We start from the raw sequence: 14,591 nt of genomic DNA, 5'->3' as shown, positions 1-14,591 counted from the left end.
TTGAGACACCCCATGCCTATCGACGCAAGTCAAGAAAATTTCGACATCGCGCAACGTTATGCCGCTTTGCCCGCTGACAAGCGGGCCCGCTTCAAGGCGCGGCTGCGCGAGCATGGCATCGACGGTTCGATCCTGCCGATCGTGCAGCTCGCGATCCGGCCGGCACGTGCGCCGCTGTCGCATGCCCAGGAACGGTTGTGGTTCCTGTGGCGCCTCGACCCCGCCAGCAACGCGTACAACATCTCGCGCGCACTGCGTATCGACGGGCCGCTCGATACGGCCGCACTCGATGCCGCGCTCGCGGCGCTCGTCGAACGCCATGAAGTGCTGAGAACGGGTTTCGGAGAAGACGGCGGCGTGCCGTTCCAGTTTGCCCGCACGGCGGACGCGAGCATGCATGCGGTCTATCAGAATCTGCGCGCGACGGCGGACCACACAGGCGCGGAAGACATCGAGGCGCAGCTACGCGCACGGCTCTTGCATAACGCCTCGCTGCCCTTCGACCTCGAACGTGACTCGCTGCTGCGTTTCGACGTGTTGCGAGTCGGCGACGCGTCGCATGTGGTGCAGATCGTGATCCATCACATCGTCTCGGACGCGTGGTCGATGGGCATCCTGATTCGCGACTTCGTCTCGCTTTACGGCGAGACGCAGTACGGCCACGCCATATCGTCCCCAGGACCCGCACTCCAGTACAGCGACGTCGCGCGATGGCAGCGCGAGTGGATCGACAGCGACACACTGGCACGGCAGATGTCGTACTGGTCCAATCAACTGGCGGGCACCGCGCCCGTGCTGTCACTGCCCGCGGATCGGCCCAGACCGGCGCTGCGCGACGGCAGCGGCGCGCGTCACGCGCTCGATCTCGACGCGGCGCTCGCCACCCAACTGAAAAACCTCTCGCGCCGCAACGATGCGACGCCGTTTATGACGTTGCTGCATGCGTTCAATCTGCTGCTGAATCGCTATAGCGGCGAAACCGATATCTGGGTCGGCGTGCCCGTGGCGGGACGTCAACGCGCCGAGACGCACGCCGTGATGGGTTTTTTCGTCAACACGCTGGTGATCCGTAGCCGGATCTCGCCGTCGCTGTCGGCGCAGCAGCAATTGCGCACGCTGCGCGATACGGTGCTCGATGCCCAGGCACACGAGGACCTGCCGTTCGCGCATCTGCTCGACCGCTTGCAGACTGGCCGCGATCTGTCTCACGCGCCGCTGTTTCAGGTGATGTTCAACCTCGATTACGCGGATCCGGCCGCGCGCATCGAATTGCCGGGCCTCAGTACCGCACCGGTGGACAGTGACGCGGGCACGGCGCGCTTCGATCTCACACTGAACGTGATCGAAGCACCTGACAGCCTGCGGGCGATTTTCAGCTACGCGCGCGACATGTTCGACGCCGCCACCATCGAGCGCTTCGCGCGTGACTATCGCGCAGTGCTCGAACAACTCGTCGGCGAACCGATGCTCAAGCCCGGCGACATCGCGTTGTCCGGCGCGACGCTCGCTTCGCAGGCCGAACTGCGTTATCCGTTCGTGCCGGTGGTGCCGCGTATTGTCGCCCGGGCGGCGGCGCAGCCCGATGCGCCCGCGGTGTATTGCGGCGACGCGATGCTGAGCTACGGTGAGCTCGATCAGTGGAGCAACCGGATTGCGCGCCGCCTCAAAAGCGCGGGCGTCGGAGCCGACACCCGCGTCGGCGTCTGCATGACCCGCTCGGTCGGACTACCCGCCGCGTTGCTCGCGGTGTGGAAAGCGGGCGGTGCGTACGTGCCGCTCGACCCCGATTATCCGAGTGAGCGTCTGCGCGACATGCTCGACGATGCAGGCGTCGTCGCCGTGATCGTGGATTGCGCCCACGGTGGTCAACACGGTGACCCACTCGGCGAACTGTTCGCCGGCCGCCCACAGATCGATATCGACGACGTCGCCAATGAAGATCCTGCCGGTTGGGACGAGCCCGTGCATCCACGCCAACTCGCCTATGTGCTCTATACCTCGGGCTCGACCGGTCGCCCGAAAGGCGTCGCCCTGGATCACGAAGCGCTGAGCCTGCATCTGCGCGACTTCTGCGACGCCTACCGCATCGGCGCCGACGACGTGATGCTGCAATCGTCGACGATCAATTTCGATGTCGCGTTGCACGAACTCCTGCCGGCACTCCTCGCCGGCGGCGCCGTACACATGCGCGGGCCGCAAGCGTGGACGCTCGACACGCTGAATGCGACGCTCGTCGACGGCAAGGTCACCTTCGCACGCATTCCGACGGCGCTCTGGCAACAATGGCAACGCAGTGCGCCGTCCGCCGAAGCGCTGCGCGAGTTGCGCCGGATCACTGTGGGCGGCGAGGCCCTGCCGGGCGACGCACTCGCACGCTGGCAAGGCGGGCCGCTACGGCACATCGCGCTCGACAACCTGTACGGACCGACCGAAACCGCGATCGCGGCCTTGCGTCATGCCACGTGCAGCGCGGATGCCGCCCAGGCGGTCGTGCCGATCGGCCGCCCTTATCCGGGACGCGGCGCCGTTGTATTCGATCCCGACGGCAACCGGATGCCGCACGGCGGCGCAGGTGAGTTGTGCATCACCGGCGCGTGCGTGGCGCGCGGTTACCTCGGCCGCGCGGCGTTGACCGCCGAGCGCTTCGTGCCGGATCCTGACGGGGCGCCCGGGGCACGTCTCTATCGCAGCGGCGACCTGTGCCGCGTCCGCGAGGACGGCGCGATCCTGTTTCTCGGTCGACTCGACCAGCAGGTCAAACTGCGCGGCCAGCGCATCGAACTCGGCGATATCGAAGCGGCGTTGCGCGATTGCGCGGAGGTGACCGAAGCAGCCGTCGTCCTGCACGCGAATGGTGAACAGCAGCAACTGGTGGCCTACGTCGTCGGCAACGCACGGGCCGGCGCGCTGCAGGATGCGCTCGCGGAACGCCTGCCGGTCTTCATGGTGCCGGCCACCTTCGTCACACTCGACCGTCTGCCGACAATGGCGAACGGCAAGCTCGATCGCCGCGCCTTGCCGGCACCCGCACCGGCGGCAACGCCGATGGCGGAGCGCGTTGCGCCACGCAACCCGCGCGAACAGGTGTTGCTGGATATCTGGGAACAGGTGCTGGGGTGCGAGGTCGGTGGCGTGACTGTCAACTTCTTCGCGGCCGGCGGCGACTCGATTCTGAGTCTGCAACTATTGGCGCGCGCGCGCGCCGCGGGTCTCGTGCTGACGCCGAAGCAGGTGTTCGAACATCCGAGCGTCGCGCAAATGGCGCAAGTGGCACGCGACGTCGATAGAGACGCGCAGTCCGCCGCCACCGAATTGCACGACACGCAACCACTGACGCCAATCCAGGCCGCGTTCTTCGATAAGCATCCGCAAGGGCTCGCGCACTGGAATCAGGCGGTCCTGCTGGAAGTGCGCGACGCGCTCGATCCCGCCACGCTGGAAACCGCGCTGCAACAGTGGATCGCGCGGCACGACGCGCTGCGCCTGCGGTTCGAACGCGACGCCGCAGTGCCGGACGGCAGCGCGAATCGCGCGCCGCGCTGGCGGCAACGCGTCGCACCCACCGAAACGGCTGCCTTGCTGCAACACGTCCGGCTCTCGCCGCAGACATGGGAGGCCGACCTCGCCACCGCCGGCGCGGCGCTGCATCGCAGCCTCGACTTGCAGCACGGGCCGTTGCTGCGCGCGGCGTATTTCGACTCGGGCACGCAACGGCGTCTCATGATCGTGATTCATCATCTTGTTGTCGACGGCGTCTCATGGCGCGTTCTGCTCGAAGAGTTGCAAGCGCTGTATGAAAGACCGGATGCCGCGTTGCCGGCTATTACGACGCCGTGGAGCGTATGGGCCTCGCGTCAATCCGACTATGCGCAACAAGCCGAACGTTTGTGGCAGCTGGCGTGGTGGCAGCGCATGCTGCATGGCGCGAGCGCCGCGCTGCCGCTCGAAGGCGAAGGCGACCGGCGTCTGTCGGCAAGCCGCGTGGTCTCAGTGAAGTTGACGGTGGACGCGACCCAGCGACTGTTGCAGCGCGGCTCGCGCGCGGACGGCGTGCGCACCGAGGAAATCTTGCTGGCCGCGCTCGCACAAACGCTCGGGCCGTGGGCCGGCGCATCGCGCCTCCTGATCGATCTCGAAGGCCACGGGCGTGAAGATCTGATCGACGGGGTGGACCTGAGCCGCACAGTCGGCTGGTTCACGACGCAATATCCGCTCGCCTTGCCCCATCATGCCGACCCGGCGCAAACGCTCGGCATGGTGAGCAATACACTGCGCGCGGTGCCCGACAAAGGCTTTTCGTGGGGCGCACTGAAGTACTTCGGCGAAGACGCAAGCCGCACGGCGATTGCCGCACTGCCAGCCGCATCGTTGCGCTTCAACTATCTTGGACGATTCGATCAGGCGCTGCCTTCGGGTGGCCCCTTCGGCTTTGCCGGCGAGCGCTCCGGCGCACAAGCAGACGATAGCGACACGATGGATCACGCACTCGATATCGGCGCGCTGATCTCCGCTGACCGCCTGAGCGTTCATTGGCGGTATAGCCCTGGCGTGCTGAGCGAGGCAAGTGTGACTCGGCTCACGCGCCGCTTCGAGGACGTGTTGCTCGGTTTGATCGACGCCGGTGCCGGTGCCGCGCCCGCTCAATCGCACAATGCATCGGTGCGTGCCGACGTGGGCGAACCAGCGGCCCATGAGGCCGCCCAGCCGAGCACGCAGGACTCGCCCGAAGCAGTCGAAAAGGATCGCGCGGTCTTCGCGCTGTGGATGCAACGCGTTCGTCTCGAGGTCACGCTCGGCACCCTCGCGCGCTCACAGCTCGTATCGCTGTCGCCGTCTGCTGCGGGGGATCATGCCGCACGGTTCGGACCGCTTCCCGCAGGCCTTGTCCCGCTCAACGATCTGAGCGCTCCCCACGCGGTGTTCTGCATTCATGCGGGCCACGGCCTGGTGGCCGAATACCGGTCGCTCGCTCGAGCGCTGAACGGCAAGGCGACGCTGTTCGGCTTGCAGGCACCGTTGCTCAGCGACAGCAACTGGTATGCGGAAAACTTCGACGACATGGCAGCCGATTACGTCGCGCGTATCCGTGCGGTGCAACCGCGTGGCCCATACCGGTTGCTCGGCTGGTCGTTCGGCGGACGGGTGGTGATGTCGATGGTCGAGCAACTGGAACGCTGCGGTGAACAGTTCGCGCTCGCCGGGCTCATCGACGCGCTACCCGATCGCGATCTCGACGACGACGTGCAGGCCGAAGTCCGCGCGTTGCGGATCTGGATTGCGCAGCATGCCGCGCGCGGTGTGAACGCCGCCGAGCGTGCGTTATTCGAAGATGCCTGCGACGTGATTCTCGAGCACGGCCGTATTGTGGATACCTTCCGGATGCCGGCGCTGCGCACGCCGCTCTCGCTCTGGTGGTCGACCGAATCGATCGACAGCGGCAAACCGCGCGACTGGTCCGCGCGCACCGGTACAAGCGAAACCGTGTTGGCGGAAATCCCCGCCGGACACACCAGCATCATGCATCACCCGATGCTGCTCGACAGCGTACGCGGACTATTCGAATGAGGTCGCGCCCGCTGCCGAGAACCCGCGTTGCGCGCGTCGGCGTAACGTCAGCGCGCTCCCGCGCCAGGTCAAATGGCGAGCGGTTCGCGGAACTGTTGGCGGAACTGCTGGGGCGTGCTGCCGAACGCGCGCCTGAACATCACGGTGAAGGTGCGCACGTCGGCATAACCCAGGTCTTGCGCAACCTGACTCGCCGCATGGCCGACCGACAGTTTGGACATCGCCTCGGCCAGCCGCAACTGTTCGCGCCATTGCCCGAAGCTCATGCCGGTTTCCTGGCGAAACAGCCGGGCGACCGTGCGCGAACTGGCGCCGACCCGGTCCGCCCACAATTCCAGCGTGTCGTTGCTGGCGGGTTGCGCGATCAGGCTTTCGCAGATGTTCCGCAGGCGGACATTGGCAGGCAGTGGCAGGCGCGCGGTGCGCGCACCATCTGCGCCGTCCGCTGCGTCCTCCAGAAGACGCAGGATCAACGGCACGATCAGGGCCGTGCGGCTCTCGCCGGCTTCGTCGGGGGCAGCGTCGAACATGCCGAGAATCGTTGCACGCAACAGATCGCCGACCGGAATCACGCGGCACTCCTGCTTTTGCGGCGCGAGCGAAGCCGGCTCGATGTACAGCGTGCGCATAGAAACCTGTCCGACCATATGCAATTCATGCTCGATCTGCGATCCGATCAGCAGGGCGTTGCCGGGCGTCAGCATCCACAGACCGAGCGGCGTGATCGCACGTACGATGCCGCTGGTTGCGTAGACCAGTTGCGCGCGATGGTGAATGTGGGCGATTTCATGCGTCCCGTCGCCGTAGTCGATCGCCTGCGCAATCACCTTTCGGGCGGCAAAACCATCGCCGAAAGTTTGCAATTTGGGTTGAGTCATGGCTTATTAAAATACCTATCTCTCTGTTAACACATTGAATCAGCCAATTTTGTCCACTTTTATGTCAATGTTGTCCTGACTGACGACAGGCTATCAGATTATATTGCTATGCGGCCTGCGTAACGGCCCGCGCTTCCGTCGCACCCCCACCCGTTTTAAAGATGTATCGATAGCCATCAAGAGCTAGCCAAAACAGCAGTTAGAAGTTTATTGAGAATCATTCGCACTATCATTAACAGTCAATTGGGGAATCAACATGAGTACCGGGGTGCGCGGATCGACCGCGCTGAGCTTGCTGTTCTGTCTGCTGAGCGGAAGCTCGGCGGTGTATGCACAAACATCGTCGGACGCTCCGGCGAGCGGGACAGCCGACTCGTCCAGCTTGCCGCCCGTCAAGGTCTCGGGCTCACGCGACAATTCGCGGGTCGGTTCCGCCGATGGCATCGTGCCGGTGAGCGCGGTCACGGCGACCAAAACGGATACGCCGCTGATCGAAACGCCCCAGTCGGTTTCCGTGGTCACGAACGACCAGATGACGATGCAAGGCGCGAACAACGTCGCCGAAGCGCTGCGCTACACCTCCAGCGTGATCTCGGAGCAGCAGGGCGATTCGACCTCCGCCGCCCCGTATCTATACAGCCGCGGCTTCCTCCTCGAACAGTACCTGGACGGCACGCGCCTGCCGAGCACCTCCGCCTTCGGCTACGCCGTGCCGAGCTTCGACGCGTACGGGCTCGAGCGCATCGACGTTCTGCATGGCCCGTCGTCAGTGCTGTATGGTCAGGCGAACCCCGGCGGCATCGCGAACCTGGTCAGCAAGCGTCCGACCGCCGACCCGCTTCACGAAATTTTCGTGACCACCGGCAGCCATGACCGCGCCGAATTCGGTTTCGATATGGGCGGCGCGCTGACCTCGGACGGCAAGCTGACATATCGCCTGACCGGCCTCGCCTCCGACGCGAAGACCCAGGTGAACGGTGTAAAGCAGTCAACCCTTTACATCGCGCCGGCCATCACCTGGAAGCCTGACGAAAACACCACGTTCACGGTGCTCGCGAAGTACCAGCGCGACCCGGACGTCGGCTACTACAACTACGTGCCGGCGAGCGGCAGCGTTCTGTTCAATCCGAACGGACAGATTTCGAGCCATACGAACGTCGGCGACACGGATTACGATCACCACACGCGCACGCAATATTCGCTCGGCTACGAGTTCGAGCATCGTTTCGACCAGACGTGGACGGTCCGTCAGAACATGCGCTATACGGTGGTCAGCGACGACCTCGCGAACGTGTTCCCCTACCCGAATGGCTATGTCACGGGCTCGACGAGCACGGTCAACCGTTACTCGTTCACGAACCAGGAAACGGCCAGGTTCTTCACCGTCGACAACCAGGCTCAGGCGAAATTCTCGACCGGTCCGTTGTCGCATACCGTGCTGTTCGGCTTCGACTTTCAGCGCGTGCTGTACAACGAGACCGTGGGCTCGAACTTCGTCCAGCCGAGCCTGAATCTGTTTGCTCCGGTCTACCTGCCGATCTCGGGCACGAAGACCACCTCTGACGACATGGACCGCATGTCGCAATTCGGCGCTTACGCGCAAGACCAGATCGCTTACGGCAAATGGCGCTTCCTGGTAGGCGTGCGTGAAGACTGGGCGCGTTCCGAAGACAACAATCCGCTCCAGGGTTACGACATCCAGCAATCGAATCGCGCGTTCACGTGGCGTACCGGTCTCGTGTATCTGTTCGATAACGGCATCGCGCCATACGCGAGCTACTCGAAGTCGTTCAATCCGCAAATCGGCGCGACTTACAGCGGCGCGCCGCTGCGCCCGACCACGGCCGACCAGTACGAAATCGGCGTGAAGTATCAGCCGCCCGGCTTCAACAGCTTTGTCACCGCAGCGCTGTTCGACCTGACCGAGCGCAATGTGTCGAGCTCGGACCCGGACCACTTCGGCTATAGCGTGCAGATCGGCCAGGTGCGCGCCCGCGGCGTCGAACTCGAAGGCCATGCGGCGCTGACCGACAACCTCGACCTGATCGCTTCGTACACGTATCTAAGCAGCGTATCGACGGAAACGAACCTGACCGGCACGACCGTCAACGGCTCGACGGTTTCGCTGCAAGGCCTGCAAACGTGGGGCATTCCGCGCAACGTGGCATCGGCGTGGCTCGACTACACGCTGCATGCGGGCACCTTCCGCGGCCTGAGCTTCGGCGGCGGTGTGCGTTACGTGGGCGCGAGCTATGACCAGACGAACACGATCCATGTCGGCTCGCGCACGCTGATCGACGCGGCTGTCCGCTACGAAACTGGCAAGCACTGGCTGTTCTCGCTGAACGGCAAGAACCTGTTCAACCGCACCTACGTGGCGTCCTGCCAGACCTACGGCATCTGTCACTTCGGCGATGGCGTCGAAGTCCTCGCCACCGCCCGCTACCGCTGGTAAGCAAACAGGATAAGCGTGTTGAACGACATGACCCAGCAGCAACTCGAACAGCGACCGGCGAGCCTGATGAACCACGACAACGCCGGGCCGGCAACGCCCCGCGCGTTGTACCAGCTTGACGGCGCGTCATTCGAAGCCGACGGCCGGGTCCTGTTGCAACCGCTCACCCTCTCGTTGAACGCGGGCCGCATGATCGCGCTGATCGGCCACAACGGCTCCGGCAAGAGCACCTTGCTCAAGCTGCTCGCGCGTCAACAGGCGCCCTCGCATGGCACGGTGCGCCTGAACGGCACCGGCGTCGCCGCGTGGCCGGCACGCGACTTCGCGCGGCAGGTGGCCTACCTGCCGCAAAATCCGCCCACCGGCACTGGCATGACCGTGCGTGAACTGGTCGCGCTGGGCCGCTATCCATGGCACGGCGCGCTCGGCCGCCTGCGCGCGGCGGATCACGCAAAAATCGACGAAGCGCTGCATCTCACCGACACGACGCGTTTCGCGTCGCAACTGGCCGATCATCTGTCGGGCGGTGAACGACAACGCGTCTGGCTTGCGATGCTGGTCGCGCAAGGCGCTTCGTGCCTGTTGCTCGACGAACCTACGTCCGCGCTCGACATCGCACATCAGATCGACGTGTTGCGGCTTCTGCGCAAACTGACCGACAGCCACGCGCTGACGGTGGTCATCGTCTTGCATGACATCAATCTGGCTGCGCGCTTCTGCGACGAACTGATCGCACTGCATAGCGGCCGCCTGTTGACGAGCGGCACGCCCGAAGCGCTCATGCGCGCCGATGTGCTCGAATCGATTTACGGCATTCCGATGGATATCGTTGTGCATCCGCATAACGGCAGCCGGCTCGGCGTGGCGCGCTGATATGCGACGCCGCGATTTTCTCCGCTCCGCCGCGTTGGCGCCCCTGCTCGGCACGCCGCTAGCCGGCGCGCGCGCGGCTGCGAATGTCGTTACGCTCGCGCCCGCGCCGCGCCTCGTCGTGCTCGACTGGGGCCTCGTCGAAACCCTGCTGGCGCTCGGCATCACACCGGTAGGTGTCGCCGAAACCGACGCCTATAACGACAGCGTGATCGCCCCGCTCGTGCCGGCACACGTGCCCGATGTCGGGCTGCGCCTCGCGCCGAGCCTCGAACTTTTACAGCAACTCGCGCCCGATCTCATTCTTATCAACTCGAGCCAGGAATCACAGCGTGCGATGCTAGAGCGTATCGCGCCGGTGCGTGCGTTCGCGGTCTATACCGACGCCGGCGCGCCCTACCGCCGCTCGCAGGACATCACGCTGCAACTGGCCGAGCTATGCGGTCGAAAAAGCGCGGGCCAGGCGCTGATCGACGCAACCGAACGCGCACTCGCGAGAAGCCGCGCGCAAATCACCGCGCTGCGCTCCCGCATGCAAGCACCCAATCCGCCGAGGCCGCTCTATCTGATCCGCTTCTTCGACGGCCGGCATATCGGCGTGTACGGTGCGCGCAGTCTGTTCCAGGACGTGATGGACGCGCTCGATGTCGCCAATGCCTGGCATGGTCCGACCGACTATTGGGGCATCGGCGTCGCCGGTCTGGAGAAACTCGCCGTATCGCCGGCGGCGGACGTGCTCTATTTCGATCCGCTGCCCAGCGGTGTAGCGCGTTCGCTGGCCTCGAACCGCCTGTGGCATGCGCTGCCAGCTGTTGCCTCGGGACGCGTCGCAGCACTGCCGCCGTTCTGGGGCTTCGGCATGTTGCCATCGGCTGCACGCTTTGCCGATGCGCTGACCGCGGCGCTCACGCGCGACTCCGCAGCAAAGGCCGCCGTGGGAACGCAGACACTTCTATGAATACCGTTCGCACACACGCGCAGCACTTCGTCATTCGCCCGTGGCTGCCCGCGGCGCTCACCTTGCTTGCGCTCGCCACGGCCATTGCGCTGAGTATCGACAGTCTCTCGGCGATTCTGCCGGCGTCGCTGTGGTGGCACGCGCTGTGGTCGCCGGATACGCACGACATCCAGCAGGTCATCGTCCACGATAGCTGGCTGCCGCGTCTGGTGGTCAGTTGGCTGTGCGGCGCCATTCTCGGACTCGCCGGCACAGTCTTCCAGCAGGTATTGCGCAATCCGCTCGCCGAACCGATGACCCTCGGTGTCTCGGCCGGCGCGCAACTTGCGTTGACGGTCGCCACGCTCTGGGCGCCGGCGCTGCTCGGCGGCGCCGGCCAGTGGGTTGCGCTCGGCGGCGCGCTGATCACCGCGGTCATCGTGTTCGGCCTGTCCTGGCGCAGCGGACTCGCACCCGTCACCGTTGCGGTGGCGGGACTCGTCGTCACGTTGTATTGCGGATCGATCGGCGTCGCGCTGCAACTGTTTTACGCACCGTATCTGCGGGCTTTGTTCATCTGGGGCGGCGGCTCGCTCATTCAGCAGGACTGGAGCAACGTGACGATGCTTGCGTCGCGCCTCGTGATTGGCGGCGCAATCGCGTTCCTGCTGCTGCGACCGATGACGCTATTCGGCCTTGACGACGCCAACGCCCGCAGCCTCGGCCTGTCGCTGCGTCGCATGCGGCTCGTCGCGCTCGCGCTCGCAGTCGTGCTGAGCGCAGCGGTGGTCAGCGCGGTCGGTGTCATCGGCTTTGTCGGACTGGCGGCGCCCACGCTTGCGCAGATGGCGGGCGCGCGCCGCCTGTCGCAGCGTCTGGTCGTCGCGCCGCTGTGCGGTGCGCTGATTCTGTGGCTCACGGACCAAGCCGTGCAACAGTTGTCCGGCTCAATGGGCGATCTGATTCCGGCCGGCGCGGCGACCGCGCTGTTCGGTGCGCCGTTGATGCTGATGCTGCTCGCCCGCATGCATCGCGCCACGCGCTTGCCCGGCAGTGACCAGGAAGCCCGCAGCCACCCGGCAAGCGCGGCTTCAGTGCGCCGGCGTTTCATCGGCATTGCGTTGCTGACGCTCTGTGCCTTTGCGCTGGCGCTGGATTTCGGCCACGGCCCGTATGGCTGGCATTTCAGCAGTCTCGACGAGTTTTCTCGCGTGGCGATCTGGCGCGCGCCGCGCGCGGTCGCGGCGCTTGCCGCCGGAGCGATGCTCGCGGTAGCCGGCACGCTGATGCAACGCATGACCGGTAATCCGCTCGCGAGTCCCGAAGTGCTCGGCGTGAGCGCCGGCGCTGCGCTCGGCCTGATCGGGCTGGTCATCGGAATCGGCGATGCAGGTCACACGGCCCAGGTCGCGGCGAGCGCGGCCGGCGCACTCGCCGCCCTGCTCGCGATCCTCTGGTTCTCGCAGCGCTCACGCTTCGCGCCCGATCGCGTGCTGCTGGCGGGCATTGCCATCGGCGCATTGTTCCAGGCCGTGGTTGCGGTGGCGATCGCGAGCGGCGGCGAGCGAGCGACCACGCTACTGCAGTGGCTCGCCGGCTCCACCTACACGATCACTCCAATCGATGCGACGCTCGCGCTCGTCCTGTGCGCTGTGTTGTGCGCGTTGACGCCACTGTGCAATCGCTGGCTGCAGATCCTGCCGCTTGGCGAAGCATCGGCACGCGCGCTCGGCGTATCGACGCGCGGCGCCCGCTTCGCGCTGTTGCTGCTGATCGCGTTGCTGACCGCAGCCGCCACGCTGGTCGTCGGACCGCTGTCTTTTGTCGGCTTGACCGCGCCACATTTCGCACGCCTTCTCGGCGCGCGCCGGCCACTGCAGCAGGTGCTGCTGGCCGCGCCGATCGGTGCGTTGACGATCGTCGCCGCCGACTGGCTCGGCCGTGCGTTGCTGATGCCGCGCGAGCTGCCGGCGGGCCTCGTCGCTACGCTGATTGGCGCACCTTATCTGATGTGGCTGCTCGGCCGGCGCCGCTAAGCCCCGCTGCCGCGCCCACCATCCACACTTTTGCACTAGAACTTTAGACACTCCAGGAGAATACAATGCTTGCGGAACTGCTCAGACTGCTCAAGCGACTCTGGCCGATTACCGTACTCGCCACGGCAATGGGCGTCGTGAGTGGCATCGCCACCGCTGCCCTGCTGGCGGTGACGAATCGCACGCTGCATGACGGCGCCGCGGCCTTGCCCACTCTGCTGTGGAGCTTCGCCGGCCTGTGCGTGCTGGCGCTCGCAGGCGAAGTCATCTCGGACATCGGCAACAACCTTGTCGGCCAGCGCGTCATCGCGATGCTGCGCAAGAATCTGTGCGAGAAGATCATGGCTGCGCCGATTGGTCAAATCGAACAGTTTCGTAGCCATCGGCTGATCACCGCGCTGAATCAGGACATCGATACAATCAGTTCGTTTTCGTTCATGTTCTCGAGCCTCGCCATCGCCACCGCGACGATCGTCGGCTGTCTCGGTTATCTGTTCGTGTTGTCGCCCTTGCTGCTGGTCATCGCGCTCGTCGCCATCGCACTCGGTTCGATCGTGCAAACGTTGGCGCGGCGCGTGGGGATTCGCCGCTTCGGTGCGGCGCGCGAAGCGGAAGACCGCTTGCAGAAACACTATCGTTCGATCACCGAAGGCGCCAAGGAGCTGCGCCTGAACGGCGAGCGGCGTAGCTTCGTCTTCGAACACGAACTATCCGGCACCATCGAGGCGATCTTCCGGCTGCGCGTGCGCGCGGCCAACGTCTTCGTCAGCGCGAATGCGTTCGGTTCGCTGCTGTTCTTTATCGTGGTCGGTCTGATGCTGACGTTGCAGACGTGGTCGCCGGGCGCGGATCGCACGGTCATCACCGGCTTCGTGCTGGTCCTGCTGTATATGAAAGGGCCGATCCAGGAGATCGTCGGCGCGCTGCCGTCGATCGGCCGCGCGCAAGTTGCGTTTCAGCGCATCGCCGAACTATCCGCACGGTTTTCGACCCGTGAGCCGTCGCTCGTCGCCGGCCACGAAACCGGCTCGCCCGAGCGTCTCGCCGATGTGTTCGATACGATCGCGCTTGCCGGTGCCCACTATCGCTTCGCCAAGCCGCAGGATGACCGCGACACCCCTGCCGCGGGCAGCGACACAAGCGGCACTAGCGGCACGGTTGGCGGCTTCGAACTCGGACCGGTCAGCCTCACGATCGAACGTGGGGAAACGCTTTTTATCGTCGGTGAGAACGGCTGCGGCAAGACCACGCTGATCAAGCTTCTGCTCGGACTCTATCAGCCTGATGCGGGGCAATTGCTGCTCAACGGCGAACCCGTTCGCGACGAACATCTCGACGACTACCGTCAGCTTTTCTCGGCAGTGTTCTCCGACTATTACCTGTTCGACACGCTGATCCCCGGCGAAGCCACGCTCACCTCCGAAGCACAGAAGTATCTCGAACGCCTCGAGATCGCGCACAAGGTATCGGTGCGCGACGGCGCGTTTACGACCACCGATCTCTCGACCGGACAGCGCAAGCGGCTCGCCCTCGTGCACGCTTATCTCGAACGCCGACCGGTGATGGTGCTCGACGAGTGGGCCGCCGATCAGGATCCGACTTTCCGGCGCATCTTCTACACCGAAATCCTTCCGGACCTGAAACGCCAGGGCAAGACCCTGATCGTGATTTCGCACGACGACCGCTACTTCAGCGCTGCCGACCGCTATATCCGGCTCGAAGACGGCCACATCGTCGAGGAAGTTCGGCCCGTGCGCGTGACGGCCGCCGCGCAGGTTGCGGCCAACGCGTCCTGACGCGGCACAGCGGCCGTGTTCCCGTCACCGATAACAGTCTGTCCGTGAATATCC

The 14,591-nt window shown here is 65.0% G+C and carries 7 protein-coding genes; 6 read left to right on the top strand and 1 reads right to left on the bottom strand.

Annotated features, from left to right (window positions below; genetic code table 11):
• Positions 1 to 12 precede the first annotated feature (12 nt).
• Complete coding sequence (locus PQR40_RS31215; protein ID WP_408510571.1) at positions 13 to 5,565, top strand: non-ribosomal peptide synthetase; 5,553 nt, start codon at positions 13 to 15, stop codon at positions 5,563 to 5,565.
• Between the two features lie 68 nt (positions 5,566 to 5,633).
• On the opposite strand, the gene PQR40_RS31210 is transcribed toward PQR40_RS31215, so the two are convergent.
• Positions 5,634 to 6,443 carry an AraC family transcriptional regulator gene (locus tag PQR40_RS31210; protein ID WP_408510570.1) on the bottom strand — a complete coding sequence of 270 codons (810 nt, stop codon included), beginning with the start codon at positions 6,441 to 6,443 and terminating at the stop codon, positions 5,634 to 5,636.
• Between the two features lie 256 nt (positions 6,444 to 6,699).
• On the opposite strand from PQR40_RS31210, the gene PQR40_RS31205 reads away from it, so the two are divergent.
• From PQR40_RS31205 to PQR40_RS31185, 5 genes are all read left to right on the top strand, one after another.
• A complete protein-coding gene (locus PQR40_RS31205) occupies positions 6,700 to 8,898 on the top strand; it encodes a TonB-dependent siderophore receptor (protein ID WP_408510569.1) in 2,199 nt (732 codons plus the stop codon).
• An 18-nt stretch (positions 8,899 to 8,916) separates the two neighbouring features.
• The gene (locus PQR40_RS31200; RefSeq protein WP_408510568.1) at positions 8,917 to 9,771 is read left to right on the top strand and encodes an ATP-binding cassette domain-containing protein; all 855 of its coding nucleotides are present in this window, start codon (positions 8,917 to 8,919) and stop codon (positions 9,769 to 9,771) included.
• 1 nt (position 9,772) lies between these two features.
• Positions 9,773 to 10,726, top strand: coding sequence for an ABC transporter substrate-binding protein (locus PQR40_RS31195; protein ID WP_408510567.1), 954 nt, complete (start codon positions 9,773 to 9,775; stop codon positions 10,724 to 10,726).
• The gene (gene fhuB, locus PQR40_RS31190) at positions 10,723 to 12,741 is read left to right on the top strand and encodes a Fe(3+)-hydroxamate ABC transporter permease FhuB (protein WP_408510566.1); all 2,019 of its coding nucleotides are present in this window, start codon (positions 10,723 to 10,725) and stop codon (positions 12,739 to 12,741) included. The genes PQR40_RS31195 and fhuB overlap by 4 nt, the downstream gene beginning before the upstream one ends.
• A gap of 65 nt (positions 12,742 to 12,806) precedes the next feature.
• Positions 12,807 to 14,537: a cyclic peptide export ABC transporter gene (locus PQR40_RS31185; protein ID WP_408510565.1), complete on the top strand. Its 1,731-nt coding sequence runs from the start codon at positions 12,807 to 12,809 to the stop codon at positions 14,535 to 14,537.
• The last annotated feature ends 54 nt before the right edge of the window (positions 14,538 to 14,591 follow it).

Origin of the sequence: Paraburkholderia sediminicola (assembly GCF_046026855.1) — a bacterium.
Classification (GTDB): Bacteria; Pseudomonadota; Gammaproteobacteria; order Burkholderiales; family Burkholderiaceae; genus Paraburkholderia; species Paraburkholderia sediminicola_A.
This window is presented reverse-complemented; position numbering and strand designations above follow the sequence as displayed.